Source organism: Enterococcus sp. DIV0724b, assembly GCF_050531475.1.
In the GTDB taxonomy this organism is placed as follows: domain Bacteria; phylum Bacillota; class Bacilli; order Lactobacillales; family Enterococcaceae; genus Enterococcus_L; species Enterococcus_L haemoperoxidus.
In genome coordinates this window covers 1,928,233-1,946,133 of record NZ_CP172890.1, presented here as the reverse complement: position 1 = coordinate 1,946,133, position 17,901 = coordinate 1,928,233, and the positions used below count along the sequence as shown (strand labels likewise).

At 35.0% G+C, this 17,901-nt stretch carries 11 protein-coding genes and 1 other annotated feature; of the genes, 8 read left to right on the top strand and 3 right to left on the bottom strand.

Annotation, left to right across the window (positions count from 1 at the left end):
- Nucleotides 1-25: 25 nt before the first annotated feature.
- The 6 genes from IGJ02_RS08950 (at nucleotide 26) to IGJ02_RS08925 (ending at nucleotide 11,203) form a co-directional block, all read left to right on the top strand.
- Nucleotides 26-706, top strand: a complete 681-nt coding sequence (locus IGJ02_RS08950; protein WP_430601763.1) for a hypothetical protein — start codon at nucleotides 26-28, stop codon at nucleotides 704-706.
- Between the two features lie 91 nt (nucleotides 707-797).
- On the top strand, nucleotides 798-3,515 hold the full coding sequence (locus IGJ02_RS08945) for a hypothetical protein (RefSeq protein WP_430601762.1): 2,718 nt from the start codon (nucleotides 798-800) through the stop codon (nucleotides 3,513-3,515).
- A gap of 22 nt (nucleotides 3,516-3,537) precedes the next feature.
- On the top strand, nucleotides 3,538-4,830 hold the full coding sequence (locus IGJ02_RS08940) for a hypothetical protein (protein WP_430601761.1): 1,293 nt from the start codon (nucleotides 3,538-3,540) through the stop codon (nucleotides 4,828-4,830).
- A 234-nt stretch (nucleotides 4,831-5,064) separates the two neighbouring features.
- The gene (locus IGJ02_RS08935) at nucleotides 5,065-7,308 is read left to right on the top strand and encodes an ATP-binding cassette domain-containing protein (protein WP_430601760.1); all 2,244 of its coding nucleotides are present in this window, start codon (nucleotides 5,065-5,067) and stop codon (nucleotides 7,306-7,308) included.
- Nucleotides 7,309-7,695: 387 nt separating this feature from the next.
- Nucleotides 7,696-9,144 carry a DEAD/DEAH box helicase gene (locus tag IGJ02_RS08930; RefSeq protein WP_430601759.1) on the top strand — a complete coding sequence of 483 codons (1,449 nt, stop codon included), beginning with the start codon at nucleotides 7,696-7,698 and terminating at the stop codon, nucleotides 9,142-9,144.
- Between the two features lie 244 nt (nucleotides 9,145-9,388).
- Complete coding sequence (locus tag IGJ02_RS08925) at nucleotides 9,389-11,203, top strand: penicillin-binding transpeptidase domain-containing protein (RefSeq protein ID WP_010761505.1); 1,815 nt, start codon at nucleotides 9,389-9,391, stop codon at nucleotides 11,201-11,203.
- A gap of 153 nt (nucleotides 11,204-11,356) precedes the next feature.
- On the opposite strand, the gene efbA is transcribed toward IGJ02_RS08925, so the two are convergent.
- A complete protein-coding gene (gene efbA, locus IGJ02_RS08920) occupies nucleotides 11,357-13,063 on the bottom strand; it encodes a fibronectin-binding protein EfbA (RefSeq protein ID WP_430601758.1) in 1,707 nt (568 codons plus the stop codon).
- Nucleotides 13,064-13,360: 297 nt separating this feature from the next.
- Here efbA and IGJ02_RS08915 point away from each other — a divergent pair, with 297 nt between their 5' ends.
- A complete protein-coding gene (locus tag IGJ02_RS08915; RefSeq protein WP_010761503.1) occupies nucleotides 13,361-14,305 on the top strand; it encodes a hypothetical protein in 945 nt (314 codons plus the stop codon).
- Between the two features lie 42 nt (nucleotides 14,306-14,347).
- Here IGJ02_RS08915 and IGJ02_RS08910 read toward each other — a convergent pair whose 3' ends face one another.
- Nucleotides 14,348-15,469 carry a 5-methyltetrahydropteroyltriglutamate--homocysteine S-methyltransferase gene (locus tag IGJ02_RS08910; RefSeq protein ID WP_430601757.1) on the bottom strand — a complete coding sequence of 374 codons (1,122 nt, stop codon included), beginning with the start codon at nucleotides 15,467-15,469 and terminating at the stop codon, nucleotides 14,348-14,350.
- 20 nt (nucleotides 15,470-15,489) lie between these two features.
- Nucleotides 15,490-16,608 (bottom strand): 5-methyltetrahydropteroyltriglutamate--homocysteine S-methyltransferase, encoded by a 1,119-nt coding sequence (locus IGJ02_RS08905; RefSeq protein WP_430601756.1) that lies wholly within the window; start codon nucleotides 16,606-16,608, stop codon nucleotides 15,490-15,492.
- Nucleotides 16,609-16,677: 69 nt separating this feature from the next.
- Nucleotides 16,678-16,924: a binding site (T-box leader), on the bottom strand.
- A 214-nt stretch (nucleotides 16,925-17,138) separates the two neighbouring features.
- Here IGJ02_RS08905 and IGJ02_RS08900 point away from each other — a divergent pair.
- Complete coding sequence (locus tag IGJ02_RS08900; RefSeq protein ID WP_430601755.1) at nucleotides 17,139-17,789, top strand: hypothetical protein; 651 nt, start codon at nucleotides 17,139-17,141, stop codon at nucleotides 17,787-17,789.
- Nucleotides 17,790-17,901: the final 112 nt, after the last annotated feature.

Here is a 17,901-nt window from a genome sequence, read left to right as displayed (position 1 = left end):
TAACAAAATTAAAGTAGGTGAGTCAATGGATTATTTTGTTAATGTAATACAAAAAAAGAACACGAAAAAACAAAAATGTTTAGTTGCAGCTAGTAGTATTGCTTTTTTATTATTTTTTTCAGCAAGTATTGCATACGCTTTGCAGGTTAGTGAAGATCAAAAAGATAATATATTAACTTTACCTACAACACAGGTTGTACTTGATGAACAAGGTTTTGTTAGTGATCCAAATAGTAGTACAGAAAATATGTTGGCTAGCAAAAAAGCAAAAGTAACAAATACTGGCGAGACGGCAGTATTTGTTAGAGCTTTAGTCATCCCGACTTTCCAAAAAACTGAAACCGCAAACCAAGAGCGAAGTGATCTCTTAAAAGAATCTTCGATTTTGCCTGTTGTAATTGATAAATCTGCAGGGATAAATACGGTTGCAATCAACAGCCAAGGAACAAAATGGTATTTGGGAAGTGATGGCTATTATTATTATTTAGCCGTTCTTAATAAAGGTGAGTCGACAGATAATTTAATAAATGGAGTGACAAAACCGAATAACATGACGGATTTTAAAGGGTATCAATTAAATATGGATGTTAAAATTGAAGCTATTGGTGCATATAGCAAACGAGATGGACAAAAAGCGTTTGTCGATGCGTGGAATGGACCGAAAGATTTAACTGTTAAAAGTCGATTAGACGGATTAGCGAATTAAGCGATAAAGAATTGGAGGTGAAACAAAAGTGAAACATCACGCTCATAAGAATCTATTTACACGCTTTTTTTTCATAAGTAAAGAGATAAAAATGACTTATTTGATGGTAATTTTAGCTCTATCTTTAGCTTTTATTTGCTTTTTCAAAAGTTCAGTTGTTTTTTCAGAAGAAACAGTGAAACAAAGTTCGACACAAGTTTTAGAAGGTCAAAAATCCAGCAACTCAGAAAAAGAATTGGATACAAAAAAAACATCATCCTCTACTACTTCAGCGTCTACACAAGACTCAAAAGAATCTGCAAAGAAAATTACTGCTCCTGATAAAGAAAAAAAGGGATTGGATAATCCTACTTCTTCAATCACGCCGTTTGGTATTTATGCAGGTCATTATTATGATTATATACCTGATCTATATAAGTATAATGGAGTTTCGATAACTAGACCTTCTGGATTTGAAGGAGAATGGCCTCCTTATAACAGTATTTATACAGGAGAGTATGGGACTGACTATTTTACTGGTAAGCTGGGAGATCTTGGAAATGACTGGCAATATCAGTATGTTCAAATTGCTGGTATAGGTCCTAAGACTTTGAATCCTTATTCTGAATTTAAAATGTATCGGACGATGCCGTATCAAGTTGATATGTATACAAGTAAATATTTAGGGTATAGACCTGCTGGATTTCTCTATAGACAGAAACTAGATTTAAATAAAAAACAAGTGATGGGATTTTATTACCGCAGTAGTGTTGATGGACCAGGATTTACTGCTACCTTACACAATGATACCAATTTTAAACCTTCCACAGGAAACGAATTGTCAGATCCATTAGTTGAGAGTATGTTTGGACCTATTGGCGGTGGTGGTTTTGGACTAGGGGCCTATCCTTTAACCTATATAGAAAAAAGTTATGCTAATTCAGTATCTGGATCCAGTAACACTAGTACTTGGGGATTAAGTGGCTGGAATCTGGACAACCTTAGTGCAAAAAAATATGAAACGGATTATATTGAAAATGCAGTTTCTATTGAACTAGATTTTAATGGTGGTCAAAATCCAGAAGCAAGTTTAAATGGTCCACTAGGAAGTGCCTATAATCAGTACATCTATTCTGAAGCGCCATCACGTCTTTCAGGTCATATGGCAATGATCAAACCAGAACAGTTTAAATCGGGTATTATTACGAATGTAGAGCCACAATCCAATGCGTATCATAATTACTTTTCTGCAGCAGATGGAACACCAGTAGGACCAGTTTGGGATAAAGTAATTCCTACTAAGTCAGAAGGGCTTTTAAAAGGTGGACGTGCGTGGCGGTATATGGAAGTTACTTGGGATCCATTTAAAAATGAAACGAATCCTTCTGCTCCAGTTACAGAAGGGGATTTATCAGCAACAGTATACGCTTTAGATTCTGACTTTAATCGCTCAGGTATAAATCCTCAGTTGGGAGCAGCCTCTGGAATTTCAACAATTAAATATCTTAACGTTGATAGAAGTCCTAAAGGGGTGATTGCAAGGTTTGAAAAACCAGCTAGAATCAATATCCAACAAGAGTTTAAGACTTCAGATAATACTGTGTATTTTGAAGTAACGTCTTCCACAGGTGTTGCAGGATATGGAAAGGGTGGGAGTGTTGATCAAAACCTTTTACCTACAATCATACCTGGACGTGGAACCAATAATTTGAATGATGAACCAAAAACAAATGTTAAGAAAACTGCTGATCCAGATAAAATAGTTTATAAAGAAGACACACCACCAAGTGATTTATCTCAAAAAACGAGTAAGTTTTCAATCGAATTTGAAAATGATGCATCTGATAATAAAAAAATTACTCAGTTTAATATTACAGATGATTTATCTAAAATAGCAGATAAGCCTTTTGAATACATTCCATATGATTCAAATAATAAAAGTTCAGGAACAACAATCAATATAATGAATGCAAGTGGCAATGTAAAATCAGGTTTTCCGATTAGCGGACAACAAGCTGACAATTTTTGGAAATCAAGTGTATCTACTTCTAAACTAGATCAATTCGAATGGCCATCTTATCAAGGGGGACAAAAAGGGTTTCCTTATCCTTTAAACCCAGGAGACAAAGTTATGATTGAGTTCTATGCGAAATCTGTTTATACATTTAAAACAGAAGATGGAAATCAAGTCATCAAAAAAAATGAAGCTCAAATAGATTTTGATACAGATTACGAAGGAATAAACGCAACGGGAAATACAAAATTGACCGATGCGGATGTAACCTTACTAAAAGAAACTCAAACGGATGCCCATCTATTTTTAAGACAGGTTATGCGAACGGATGAAACCAGTGTAAAACCGATATTGGTAAAACCAACATTACCTATTCCAACGCCAGGTTATGCTCGTATCACAGCGAATAATAGCTATAATTTTTCTATGCCAATAGTCAGTTATAATTATAATATCACGGGTGTTACTTTTGGAGGACAGTACGGGTTGCCGAGCAGTTTTACAGAAGTGATTGTTCCAAGTAAAGTTGCAGGTAATGTACTATCGATGAAAGATGTATCGATCAGAGCAGTAGAACAGCCTATGTATTATCGATACGTTGGAATGAAAATAGAGGATCAACTTCCTGTGCCCCAAGGAGTCACAAATGAAAATCAAAGTATTTTACCGGATATAACGAATACTACTTGGACAGGTGATATTACGAAAACAAAATATGTAACGTTTATTTATGAACCAGTAAATAAAACATCTTTAGATTTTGAAAAACCTTTTAGTGGTTCTTTAAAGTTTAATCAAATCGGAAAAGTAAATTAATGAAATAAGTGGGGAGAATAAAATGAACTATACTCAAGGGATTGTAAAAAAAAGTGTTTTAACCGTAGCATTAGTTTCAACAGGCTTATTATTGTTTAGCAATGCAACAACTGCGAATGCTGAAGCGTCAAGTGAAATGAAGGCTAATACAAATGAACAAAGAGCAGCAAGAGTTATAGCTAATAACTTTAAACAATTTAAACAGCTAATAGAATCGGGTGAAACTGTAATCACTGTGAATGGAACCATTATTTTCACGGACGATGTTTACGTGGATGGAGATTTAGAAATTAATGGTTCCGGAAGATTAATAACAAATGGCTATGGATTAAATACAGACTATGGTAATTTTACTAAAATAGTTTTGAAAAGAATAAGTGTTACTTCTAGCGGAACAAAAAGTTTGATAGAAGATAGTTTTAATGAAACTGGTTCGATTGAACTTGATTCGGTAAACTATTCTGGCAATAAACCATTAATAAAAGTTCCGGGAAGTGTAACATTATTTGGTAACAACAAATTAGAAATAGAATCAAGATATGATAATTTTACTATTGAAGCTGGGAGTATCAACTACCAAGGTGCACAGACAACTTCAGGACCAATAAAAGTGAACAACGGTGATTTGATTGTTAATTCAGGTGAACTAACAATTACAGGAACTTACGGATCGATGGGAATGGATCATGGAAGTATCGTTCTTAATGGAGAGCATTCAATCGTTGTGAACAATAGTGCGAAACTAAATGTAAATGGAGTAGCTAATGGTGTTTATGCCCCAAAAGGAACATTATCAGTATCTGATGGAGCCAATGTAATAATCCAATCAGACGGAAGTAAAATGCGACCTGGCGTACTTTATAGCGTCCTGTCTATTCAGAATATTTCCGTACAAGGAACTGGTGTTGTAGGAAGCAATGGTAAGCTGACCGTGACTTCTCCAAATAAAACGAATGTTAGAAATATTGATTTAGGGGAATATGGCTCCATCGATATCGACAATGGAGGGTTTGATTTTAATAATCAATACTATAGATGTACACCTATCTCAATGAGAAATACAAGTATTGGGTTTCTGAATATTAATATGGATAGAGGTTTTATTGAAGGTTGGGTGAATAGAGGGAAAACGACTACTCCGACACCAACAAATCTTTGGCGACCTATTTCTAATGTAAGCTTAACCTTAGACAATCCGAATAGATCTTCAGTCATTGCTCGATCAACAATAGACTATGCTGATAACGATCAATTTAAAACACAATTCCAAATGCAAAATTACGGAAGAATAAGTAACATGCGCTTTGTTCGATAAATTTAGCACCTAAATTATAATTGAAATGCTGTTTGTTTCGCTAGATATCTAAACAATATTATCATACTGAAAATAGAGTGGCGTAACCCGCTCTATTTTTTTTGAAAAAAATGTTTGATTTCTTTTATCTAGAGTTAAACTATCTCTTTATTCGCAATGCTACATAATTAGCTTTATAATAAATAGAGGTATTATAAAACGCTAAAATGAAACATCATGTAGGAGAAAAAGTTTATGGAAAATCAATTCATTAAGATCAAAAATGCTACTCAAAATAATTTAAAACACGTCACAACACAAATACCAAAACATCAATTAACTGTTGTAACAGGTGTTTCTGGATCTGGAAAGTCTTCTCTAATTTTTGATACGTTAGCTGCTGAATCTAGAAGAGAACTAAATGATACTTTCCCAAGTTTCTTACAAAAATATCTACCTAAATATGGCAGACCAACCGTAGATAACATTGAAAATTTACCTGTTGCGATCGTGATCGAGCAAAAGAAATTATCTTCAAATTCTAGATCAACAGTCGGAACATATACAGATATTTATACATTTTTACGGTTACTTTTTTCAAGGGTAGGCAAACCATTTGTTGGCTATTCGGATACTTTTTCTTTCAATCATCCGGACGGTAAGTGCCCAGAATGTGATGGCATCGGCACTGTAACAACTATTGATATTCATAAATTAGTCGATTTTAATAAATCACTAAACGAGGGACCTATAGATTTTCCAACTTTCCATTCAGGCTTTTGGCGTTGGAAACGTTACGCAGACAGTGGACTATTTGATTTGGATAAAAAAATAAAAGACTATTCGAAAGAAGAGCTAGATTTATTTTTGTATGCACCGCAACAAAAATTAAAAAATCCACCAGAAAAATGGCCTCACACTGCACTTTTTGAAGGAGTGATACCTAGGATGAGACGAAGTATTCTTCAATCAGACGAAGGGAAAAGGCACCAAAAACAATTAGATCGCTTCGTTACTATTGAAACGTGTCCAGCTTGTTATGGCACTCGAGTAAACGAACGAGTGAGAAGTTGTAAAATTTTTGGTAAAAGTATTGCTGATGTAGTCACCTATTCGCTTGATGGATTAACATCGTTTATAGAAAAAATCGAAGACCCATTGGCTGTAGATATTAAACCCGAAATTCAAAAGCGCTTAAAGGCATTAATGGAAATTGGTTTAAGCTATTTAACTTTGGGGAGATCGACTGGCAGTCTTTCTGGAGGGGAAGCGCAACGTATTAGAATTTCGAAATATATCAATAGCGCACTAAATGATATGATGTATATTTTAGATGAGCCAAGTGCTGGTCTTCACCCAAAAGACATCGATCGGATCAACAAAGCGTTGCTTTCTTTGAAAAATAAAGGCAATACAGTCATCTTAGTAGAACATAACCCTCAACTGATTCGCTCTGCAGACTATATTCTTGATATGGGACCTGGTGCTGGAGAAGGCGGAGGAGAACTTCAATTTGCGGGCGATTATTCTAAGTTCCTTGAAGCCAAAACCATCACAAGTGAAGCATTGCAGACAACGATACAAATAAAGAAGAAGACACGGAAACCAAAGAACTTTTTGGATATAAAAAATGTCAATCTTCATAATCTAAAAAACTTTTCCGCAAGAATACCATTAGGTGTCATGACGGTTATTTGTGGTGTTGCAGGTTCAGGTAAATCATCATTGGGTGAGGTCATCCGTCAGACTTCTATTGAAGAAAATCAAGAGATTGTAGCGATTTCACAAAAAAGCATTGGAATCAATTTGCGTTCTACTCCGTTGACGTATTTAGATATCTTCGGGAAAATCCGTGAACTATTTGCCAAAGAAAATGGTGTAAGTGCTGCTTTATTTAGCTATAATTCAAAAGGCGCTTGTCCAAGGTGTCGCGGTAAAGGTGTAATCATTTCTGATATGGCTTTTATGGAAGATATTGTGACAACGTGCGAAGTCTGTCATGGTACACGTTATGATCCAGAAGTTCTGAAGTACACATATGAAGGTAAAACGATTGTCGATGTTTTAGAAATGACAGTCAATGAGAGTGGCCAATTCTTTTTCAGTCAGCCCTTCAAAAAAGAATTATTAACATTAATGGAAGTTGGATTGGGTTATTTAAGGTTAAACCAGTCTTTAACAACACTTTCTGGAGGCGAGTTGCAACGCTTGAAATTAGCAAACCAGCTGCATAAGAAAGGAACGATTTATTTATTAGATGAACCAACGGATGGTTTACATTTAGCAGACATCAACCATTTATTGAGGCTTTTTAATCAAATGGTTGATGAAGGAAGTAGTTTGATTCTTTTAGAACATCATTTGAGTATCATCAAACAAGCTGATTGGCTCATCGAAATTGGTCCAGAAGGCGGTGCAAAAGGTGGTCAATTAATATTTAGCGGAACACCCGAAGAGCTATCAACTTCAAATGATGAAATCACAAAACCTTACTTGTAATAGAATTAACAGTGTGAAAAAAGTACAAAAGTCGAGAAAAAAAGCAGATCCTTTGAAAATTAACTGAAATTCACAAAAATTTAAAAAGCAATTTTCGTGAATTCCCTCTTATTTCTCGGAGCTAAATGCTTTTGTCTCGTCTTCTTTTTGTTTTCTTTAAGATAAAGGATTTTAGCTGGTAATAGATTTTTTGAAACACCGTTAAATCGATTCACACAAAACAACAATAATAATTTAGCCTCTTGCAGTTCAGTGACTTTTCATGGATAATAAGGAACTGAGCCTAAAAAATATTCAGACAATTAAAAGTAAAATTCAACTCACACGAAAAAAGTTTTTACTGTGTGCAAAATATTTTGATCGATAAAATAGAAGAATGGGGAAACAATGAATAAAATAAATTTCAATACCTATCCAATAAGTGATGTAATTCTAGAAGCCATTTCAGATTTAGGCTATGAAACACCAACACCAGTCCAACAAGCAGTAATTCCAGCTGTTTTGGATAGAAAAGATGTCTTAGTTCAATCTCAAACTGGCAGCGGGAAAACTGCTAGTTTTGCTATCCCGCTTTGCGAAAAAGTCGACTGGGTCGAAAATAAACCACAAGTCCTTGTTTTAGAGCCAACAAGAGAGTTAGCTCAACAAGTGCAAGAAGATATAATCAATATCGGTCGCTATAAAAGAATAAAAGCAACGGCTGTTTACGGGAAAGCATCTTATGTAAAACAAAAATCAGAATTAAAACAAAAAAGCCATATCGTGGTTGGAACACCTGGACGGGTGTTAGACCATATCCTAAAAGGAACGCTTCCTCTTGAAAAAATTAATTGTTTGGTGATCGACGAAGCAGATGAAATGTTGAACATGGGCTTTATTGAACAAGTAAAAGAGATTATAGCGGCATTACCAGAAGCTAAAAATACTCTTCTTTTCTCTGCGACAATGCCAAAAACAATTGAAAAACTGAGTAGTGCGTATTTGCGTGAACCAGTTGTTATAAAAATCGAGGCATCAGAAAAAACAACACCGAAGATCCAACATGCCTTTTTAGATGTAACAGAGGAACAGAAATTTGCTGCTTTAGAGGCAGTAACGATCGTTGAAAATCCAGATACCTGTATCATCTTTGCTAATACTCAAGAAAAAGTCAATGATACATACGATTTCTTAGTCAAATCCGGATACCCAGTCGGGAAATTACATGGTGGTATGATGCAAGAAGACCGCTTTGAAGTAATGGATGCTTTTAGAAAAGGCAAGTTTCGTTATCTCGTGGCGACAGATGTGGCGGCTCGCGGTATTGATATTGAAAATATTACTCATGTCATTAACCTTGATGTACCTTTTGAAAAAGAAAGCTACATCCACCGTGTAGGAAGAACAGGACGTGCGGGCAAAGAAGGGTATGCACTGACATTTGTTACTTCAAAAGAAGACTCTTTAAAAAAAGAAATTGAAGCTTTTAGTGAATTAACAATGACACGAATCACTTTGCCGAATACTAAACAAGTAGCAAGAAACAAATCAGCATTTGAGAAAAAAATAACAACAAAGCAAAAACCAAAGCACCAAAAAGCCAAACGTGTAAATGAAGAAATCACAAAAGTTTATTTCAATGGCGGTAAAAAAAAGAAATTACGAGCGCTTGATTTTGTAGGAACCATTTCAAAAATAGAAGGCATTTCATCAGAAGACATAGGAATTATTACGATTCAAGAGAATGTGACTTATGTTGATATTCTAAACGGAAAAGGTCAACTAGTTATTCAAGCAATGAAGGAACGAACAATCAAAGGCAAGCAATTAAAAGTACATGTAGCAAGAAAAAAATAATATAATAAGAAACATAAATCAGAAAAGGTTGAGATATGTTTCTTTTTCTTTGCTTAAAATTGATAGAAAGTCCATTTTCTATTTATTATAATACTCTAAATTTTGTTTAAGAAGCGAAAAATAAACGCAAACAAAGTGAGTAAACGAGGTAAAATAAAAGAACACTGTTCTTTGAAAGTCTGTGTATAAAGTCAGATTTTTTAACAGAGATAAATAGAAAAACCCACTTTGGAGATAAGGTAGAATGAAAAAAATAAAAGACCTAATTAATAGTCGTAATCTTTCAACAACTAAAAATCGAAAACGAGTTGGCGTGATTGTTTTGTTTCTAGCCGTTTTGATTTTTTTACTCTTTACAATTCGATTATCCTATATTCTGATTACTGGCAAAGTTGCTGGAACGTCTCTTTCTGAAAAGACGAAAGAGCTGTATGAGGTTCATGAGACATTAGACGCAAAACGAGGATCGATTTTTGATAAAGATGGTAATGTCCTAGTCGAAGATTCGAGCGCATTTTCGTTATACGCTATTTTAGATGAAAACTATACCGATTTAGAAGGTAAAAAACTATACGTCCAAGAAAAAGATTGGGCAACAATTGCTGAAATTTTTGAAAAACATGTAAAAATAGAGAAAGAGATGACCTTGAAACAATTAAAACCGAGTGTAAATGAAGCCGGAGAGACAGTTACAACAGTTGAATTTGGTACAAATGGGAAAAATTTAAGTTTTGAAACAAAAAGAAGTATTGAAGAAGAGCTGGCAAAGCAAAAAATTTCAGGTATTTATTTTAGAGAAGAGAAAAAGCGTGCCTATCAAGTTGGTAATTTCGCTTCATATTTTATCGGTTATACCAACACAGACGACCAAGGAAATGAACATGGGGTCATGGGGATCGAAGAAGCTTATGATGAAAAGCTATCTGGTAAAAATGGCTCTCGTAGTTATGAGAAAAACTCTGCATTCGGTGATGTAAAACCAGGAAGCGTAAAAGAAAAAAAACGTGTCGATGGAAGTGATATATACACCACGTTAGATAGCAATTTACAGTTTTATCTGGAAGAGTTATTAGACGATGCTGCACAAAAATACCAACCAGAGCATATCACAGCCACTTTGATGGAAGCAAAAACGGGGAATATACTAGCAACCTCTCAACGTCCATCTTTTGAATTAGACACAAGAAAAGGGTTAGATGACCCAAACACTGCTCGTTGGAGTAATATTTTGGTAGAAGATGTTTATGAACCAGGTTCGACAATGAAAAGCATGATGGTCGCAAGTGCAATTGAAGAAAATAAGTTTAACGAAAGTGAACAGTTTCCCTCAGGAAGTATCAAAGTCGATGATGCCACAATCAATGATTGGAATAATGGTGTTGGAGAAGGAAATATGACATTTAGACAAGGTCTAGCTTGGTCAAGTAATGTCGGAATGGTGACACTTCAAGAGCGGATGCCTGATTTGTGGCAAGAGTATCTTAAGAAATTTGGTTTTGGTCAAAGCACGAATTTTGGTTTAGCTGGTGAGGCTGCTGGAGAAATACAGAATAAAACAACAGTAGACAGAGCAATGACCTCGTATGGTCAAGGAATCTCTGTTACTCACTTGCAAATGCTTCAGGCTTATACGGCAATTGCTAACGGTGGGAAAATGCTGAAACCTACTATTGTTAGTAAAGTTGTTTCTTCAAATGGGGAGGAAACAATCACTCAACCTGAAACAGTTGGAACACCAATTTCAAGTGAAACGGCGGGGAAAGTCTTGGAATATATGAAAGATGTGACAGTGGATCCTAAGTATGGTATGGGAAAAGAATATGCGATAGATGGAATAAATGTCTCAGCTAAAACAGGGACAGCAGAATTTTTTGAAAATGGTGCATATCAAAAACAAGAATATTTACATTCTGTGGTAACGATCACCCCAACTGAAGATCCTAAATATATCTTTTATATGACACTTAAAAAACCATTGTTGGAAGGTATATCGGCAAATGACATTATTTCTAATGTTTCTAATAATTTAGTCAAGCGAGCAATGGTTGCTCGTGATTAAAAATAGGCCGAGACAAAAGCGTTTAGCTCCGAGAAATAAGAGGGAATTCACGAAAATTGCTTTTCAAATTTTTGTAAATTTCAGCTTATTTCCGAAGGATCTGCTTTTTTCTCGCCGTTTATTCGGATTTAGAGCGCGAAACAAAACTGTTTTTTAGTTTTGTTCCACGCTCTTTAATGTTTCCAATAATTGCTCATCTGGCGTTACATAAATCGTTTTTTGATTTTCATAAATAACATATCCTGGTTTAGCACCATTCGGTTTATGAACATGTTTTACTTGAACATAATCAACAGGAACTTGGGCAGATAAACGATATTTAGAGTAATAGGCAGCAAGATTGGCAGCTTCCAACAAAGTTTCCTTGGAAGGATCAGTATCTTTAATGATTACATGAGAGCCAGGAATATCTTTTGCATGCAACCAAATATCCGTTTTTTTAGCCGTTCTAAGAGTGAGCTGATCATTTTGTAGATTGTTGCGGCCTACAAGAATCAGGCTACCGTCAGTTGAATAGAATTCTTCTGGTTTACTTTTCTTTGGTTGTTTCTGTTTTTTTGCACCGCGATTTTTAACATACCCTTGCTCGATCAATTCCTCACGAATCATTTGAATATCCATCGGACCTGCAATTTCCAATTGTGACAAAACAGATTCTAAATAGCCGATTTCTTGATTGGCTTGTTCGATTTGACCATGAACAACTTTCACTGCATTTTTTAGTTTTTGATATTTTTGAAAGTATTTTTGAGCATTTTGATTTGGTGTAAGGGCTGGATTTAGTTTAATTTTTAGTAAATGATCTTCTTCGTAGTAATTTGGCAATTCAACGAACTCAGCACCTTTTGGTACTTGAGCCATAAACGTTGTTAGAAGCTCACCATCACGACGATAGTTTTCTGCATGTTCGGTGTCTGCTAATGTTTGCTGAAGTTTAACAACTTTGCTTTGGTTTCGTTTAAGCTCATTTTCAATTTTATGGATCAGCTCTCCGCCTTGTTGCTTAACGCGGTCTTTTTCAGCTTTTCCGCCATAAAATGTATCTAACAGTTTGCTAAGATTTACAAAATTTTCTTGTTTTCCTTCAAGAGATGAGAAGGGAAGGGGCGTAAAAAATTCTTTTTTCTCTGTTACTGTTAAAGTTGGTGCGAGTTCATTTTCTATAGAAGACCAAAATGACTGCCATACAAGCATTTTTTCATTAGGTCGTTCATTTAAACGAAAGGCTATCTCGTCTGCGGTGTCTTTACCTAGACCTTGAAATTGACCTTGTAAATACTTTCCATTTATTTCACTTGTTTTTGAAAGGATTTCAAAAACTTTTTCTTTACTTGATAAAAATGGATTTTGCAGATCTTGTTTTGGTGGGTCAATGTATTCAACACCAGGCAGTAAAGAACGATAACTGTTTTGAGAGCTACCAATATGTTTGATCGCATCCAAAATTTTGCCATTTTCTTTGTTTATCAAAACGATCGTACTGTGTCTACCCATAAGTTCAACGATAAGAACGATATTTTGCAGATCACCTAGTTCATCTCTTTTGGTGAAAGTAAAGTGGATCACTCGATCATTATCGATTTGATGAATCTTTTCTAAAATGGCACCTTCAAGAAACTTTCGCAACATCATAACAAAGTTTGGCGGTGTGTCAGGATTTGCATACGCAATTTCTGTAAGTTGGACTCGAGCATAACTTGGATGAGCCGATAAAAGTAATTTATGATTTTTCCCTTTAGTACGGATAACTAAGATAATTTCATTTTCGTAAGGCTGATGAATTTTTGAAATCCGCCCTGTAGCTAAAGTCTCGGACAATTCGGAGACCATTGCATGAGTAAATACGCCATCAAATGACATAAACATCCCTCAATTCTATATACATAATAATACTATTATAACGGAGTTCTTTTTATTTATAAAGGAAGTGGGAAATAAAAGCTTGAGAATGTGAAATTGATGAATCTATTTTGTAAATGACTGCGCTTTCCTTTGTTTTTTAGTATAATGTGGGTAGATTTATTTCTCAGTTTTGCAAGCTAGTCTCTCGGGAAAAAGGGAAAGAATGCATGAAGTAAAAAGCCTTAGCCATAATTTCTTATTTTTCTGTCGTGACTAACTGAGCCGCTACGCTTTTAAATTAGGGAGGAAAACGATATGGTAAAAAGATTAATCAGTGCGAGTTACAGTGAAGTAGCAAAAATGACAGCAGAAGAATTGAAACAATCGATCAAAGCGAGCGAAGGTCGAACGATTTTGTCAGAAAATGTTGTGATAGCGTCTCCTCAGGCCGGAGATATCAGTAATGCCGAGGTTGCTGCCGCATTTGGAGCAGATTTGATTTTGTTAAATGTTTTTGATTGCTTCAATCCCATCGTACAAGGGATTCCAGGTATGTCTTTTGAAGAGGTCATGAGCTATTGGCAAAATCCAGAAACAAACAAAATCAACCCAATTCCTATTTTGAAAGAGTTAGTAGGACGTCCAATTGGGGTAAATTTAGAACCAGTGGATGATTCATCAGCTATGTTTAGTGAAAAATTAACAATCAGTAATGGCCGTACAAGTTCAAAAGAGACGATTCAAAAAGCAGAGGAAATGGGTATTGACTTTATTTGTTTAACAGGAAATCCAGGAACAGGTGTAACTAACTTAGAAATTGCCAAAGCGGTTAAAATAGCAAAAGAAAATTTCTCTGGTTTGATTATCGCTGGGAAAATGCATAGTGCAGGATCAGATGAGCCAGTTGTTTCAACTGAGGCGGTTGAAGCATATGCTAAAGCAGGTGCAGATATTTTATTATTACCAGCAGTTGGAACGGTTCAAGGATTTACAGAAGAAGATATGAAAGCAGCTGTAGCAATCGCTAAAAAATATAATTTATTAACAATGTCAGCGATTGGGACGAGTCAAGAAAGTGCCAGCAAAGAAACAATTCGTCAAATCGCATTGACCAATAAAATTTGTGGAGTAGATATCCAACATATCGGTGATGCTGGCTATGGTGGACTTGCACCAGTTGAAAATATTTATGAAATGTCCGTTGCGATTCGCGGGATGCGTCATACAATCAATCGCATGGCGCGTTCAGTCAATCGATAAAATGAAAAACAAGAAGCTAAGAAAAAATAGCTTCTTGTTTTTTTAAGCATCTTGCCAAACTTGTTTTGCAGTTTCGACAACCAATCTAACTTTTGCCCATTGTTCCTCTTCTGTCAAATGATTTCCTTCTTCTGTAGAAGCAAAGCCACATTGAGGTGAAAGACACAAGTTTTCCAAAGGAATATAGGTTGAGGCTTCTGTAATTCGTTTCGTTAAACGTTCTCTTGACTCTAATTCAGGGAACTTAGAAGTAACTAATCCCAGAACAACTTTTTTAGCAGGTCCATTTTCATAGATTTGTGCTAATGGCTCAAATCCGCCAGAACGATCATCGTCATATTCTAAGAAATAGCCATCGATGTTCAACTCTGCTAAATAAGTAGAAACATGATCGTAAGGACCTGCAATCGCCCAGTCGGATTTATAATTACCGCGGCAAACATGCATTGTGATGGTTAAATCTTCAGGTAAACCTTTAAGCAATTGATTTACTACAGTAACCCCAGCCTCACATTGTTGTTGCCAGTGTTTGATTTCTTCATCGTTTTTAGCATTTTCAATGAAACCAGTATACATTCCCCAAGATGTATCATCTAGTTGAAGATAACGACAACCTAAATCATAAAATTTTAAAATTGTTTGATGATAGGCTTTAGCTAAATCGTCGATAAAGACGTTCTCATCTGTGTAACTTGCATAGGTAAAAGTATCACTTTTACGGTTAAATAGCAATGTTGGGGAAGGGATTGTTGCTTTAGCGAAGATTCCTTCTGGTGTATGCTCATTTAAAAATGTAAAAGCTTCAAAAAATGGATGATTCGGATTGAAAGTGACCTTATCTGAAATTTGATAAGAAGCAGCTCTTGTTTCCACAGCATTAAATTGATAGCCGTGTTCAGGCGTGGTTTGCTCAACACCATTTAAGCCCCAAAGAAAATCCAAATGCCACCAACTGCGACGAAATTCACCATCAGTTACTGCTTTTAAACCATTTGCAACTTGCTGATTGATCAGCTCGATGATTGCTTGATCTTCTATTATTTTTAATTCTTCAGCAGAAATGCTTTGATTTAAAAAATTTTCTCTTGCTGTTTTTAATGCTGCAGGTCGTAAAAAACTTCCCACTTGATCGTAACGAAATGGAATCTCTTTAATGGTTGTCATATTGTTGCCTCCTTTTTATTTTAAGCGTCTTGCCAAATTGCTTCAGCAATCGTTTTTACTAGTTCTATTTTTTTCCACTGATCTTCTTCAGTTAAATGATTGCCTTCATGTGTAGAGGCAAATCCGCATTGTGGAGATAAACAAATCTGATCTAAAGGAACAATTTGACTCGCTTCTTCAATGCGTTTGATAATATCAGCAGTATCTTCTAGTTGTCCCTTTTTGGTGGTGACTAATCCTAACACGATTCGTTGATCCCTCAAATCTTTAAGTGGTTCAAATCCACCAGAGCGTTCATCATCATATTCTAAGAAGAAACCATCAAATGCTTCAATGGAAAATAGATTTTTAGTAATGGTTTCATAAGAACCATTATATAGCCAATGAGACTGGAAATTCCCTTTGCAAAAATGGAAAGTAACTGCAAGGTCAGCGGGCTTATTTGCTAAGGATTTTTCTGTGACTTCTTGAAAATCACTTAGTAATTGGTCAGCATCTAAGCCATTAACTGTAATCATGTCACGGAAGCGATCGTCGAATAATCCACCCCAACTTGTATCATCAAGTTGTAAATAGCGACAGCCAGCATCGTAAAATGCTTGAATCGCTTCTTGATAAGTTGTAATAAGATCTTTTTTGAATGCCTCCAAAGAGTTGTAAATTGGATTTTCATTGTATTGCTTTGAGAGAATCAGTGAATCTAAAAAAATCATATTTGGTCCAGGGATCGTCTGTTTTGCCAAGACAGGTGCAGCATGTTTTTGAGTAAATCGAAAATGCTCAAGAAATGGATGGTCTTTTGGAAAAGATAAAGGTCCACTAACATAAGTTCCTTGAGCTTGTGTAGCAATACCAAAGGCAGTTGTTTGAAAATCATAGACAGTGATACCGTTTAAACTTGCAATAAAATCTAAATGCCACCAACGACGACGAAATTCACCATCTGTAATAGCGTGAAGACCGATTTTTTTTTGTTTTTCAATTAAATCAATAATTGTTTGATCTTCGATTTGGATCAATTGCTCTTTTGTTATTTTGCTATTTGCAAATGCATCACGTGCATTTTTCAATGATTCAGGCCGTAGAAAGCTGCCTACAATATCATATCGGAAAGGGACAAGTTGGTTGTTGTTCGGCATAATTATTCCTCCTTTTAAATCAGATGTGTTAAAAGAATACAAAAAAAGCCCAATACTTTTTTTGCAAAAGTAAAGGACGATTGATCGTGTTACCACCTTTAATTGAAAATCCCTCACGAGATTTCCCTCTATAGGTACGGATCATGTCGATCTATACCGTTACGCTGTAATGGGCGTTCCCAATATTGACTATACAAGTGTTGATCAATATCTACTCAAAGACCATCTTCCTATTTTCTAAAATTATCTCTTTTCAGCAGCTGAGACTCTCTCATCAATTTTATAAAAATAGTACTCTTCTTTTCATCGTATTTTAATATTTTCGCCATTAACAAAAGTATAGGCTAGAGGTTGAATTTTGTCAACTGGTGCAAATAAAATTAATTATTGTTATTTTTTAATATTTATAAATAGGTGTATTAACAATATTCTATTTTTTATTAAAAATGGAAGTGAGCGTTATTTGTTATACTAGGCAAAGGAATCAACTACTAGTATAATAGAATTATAAGTAGTAGAGGAGAGAACAAATGAAGAAAAATTTTATTGATATTAAAGATGATTTTGTGGCTTCTTTAAATAGACAGAAAAAGCTTACTGCAATTATATTAGTTGTGACCATCCTATTTATTATAAGTTTATTTATAATAGTACCAAAGGTCCAAGCCAATATTCGTGCTTCTGAAATTAAATCTTTGGTAAACCAAGAAAAGCTAACGAAAAAAGCAAATTATTTAGATGCCAAAATTGCAGATAAAGAAATCAGTGAAAAAACTGCAAGAACTGTTTTGTTTTCAGTTCCAAGTGGTAAAGCATACGGGAATGTCATTGATGTATTAAAAGATTCTAAACAAATGAAAGATTTTAATCATAGTATTTATATCTACCCAATTGTTTATGATGCACAGATTATTGAAAATAAATATAATATCAAGAAAAATGAAGTAACGATTATCTTCTTTGAAAATGGTAAAGAGAAGAATAGAATTTCTATCGATGAACGTTTTGATACGAAAAAAATGCTGATTCCTGCTTTAAATCAGTTACCATTATCGAGTATTGGACAAAGTATTCAGCCGCCAGCATCATCAATGCCAGCTTCAACAGAAGCTAAAACAGAAACAACTCAAACAACAACTGAATCACAAGTGACTGTTGATTCAGAACAAACGGTAGAATAATCAGTAGGAGCTGACTCTCTAGCGCATTAAATCAATTTTTAGAAAGAAGGGCTTGATATGAAAGAATTTATTCTATTCAGTTTATTGGGACTTTTTATGATGAAATCTAGAT

Excerpts from the sequence above, each read along its gene's own strand:
- IGJ02_RS08950 (WP_430601763.1), top strand. The coding sequence starts at position 26 with ATGGATTATTTTGTTAATGTAATACAAAAAAAGAACACGAAAAAACAA.
- IGJ02_RS08945 (WP_430601762.1), top strand. The coding sequence starts at position 798 with ATGACTTATTTGATGGTAATTTTAGCTCTATCTTTAGCTTTTATTTGC.
- IGJ02_RS08940 (WP_430601761.1), top strand. The coding sequence starts at position 3,538 with ATGAACTATACTCAAGGGATTGTAAAAAAAAGTGTTTTAACCGTAGCA.
- IGJ02_RS08935 (WP_430601760.1), top strand. The coding sequence starts at position 5,065 with ATGGAAAATCAATTCATTAAGATCAAAAATGCTACTCAAAATAATTTA.
- IGJ02_RS08930 (WP_430601759.1), top strand. The coding sequence starts at position 7,696 with ATGAATAAAATAAATTTCAATACCTATCCAATAAGTGATGTAATTCTA.
- IGJ02_RS08925 (WP_010761505.1), top strand. The coding sequence starts at position 9,389 with ATGAAAAAAATAAAAGACCTAATTAATAGTCGTAATCTTTCAACAACT.
- efbA (WP_430601758.1), bottom strand. The coding sequence starts at position 13,063 with ATGTCATTTGATGGCGTATTTACTCATGCAATGGTCTCCGAATTGTCC.
- IGJ02_RS08915 (WP_010761503.1), top strand. The coding sequence starts at position 13,361 with ATGGTAAAAAGATTAATCAGTGCGAGTTACAGTGAAGTAGCAAAAATG.
- IGJ02_RS08910 (WP_430601757.1), bottom strand. The coding sequence starts at position 15,469 with ATGACAACCATTAAAGAGATTCCATTTCGTTACGATCAAGTGGGAAGT.
- IGJ02_RS08905 (WP_430601756.1), bottom strand. The coding sequence starts at position 16,608 with ATGCCGAACAACAACCAACTTGTCCCTTTCCGATATGATATTGTAGGC.
- IGJ02_RS08900 (WP_430601755.1), top strand. The coding sequence starts at position 17,139 with ATGAAGAAAAATTTTATTGATATTAAAGATGATTTTGTGGCTTCTTTA.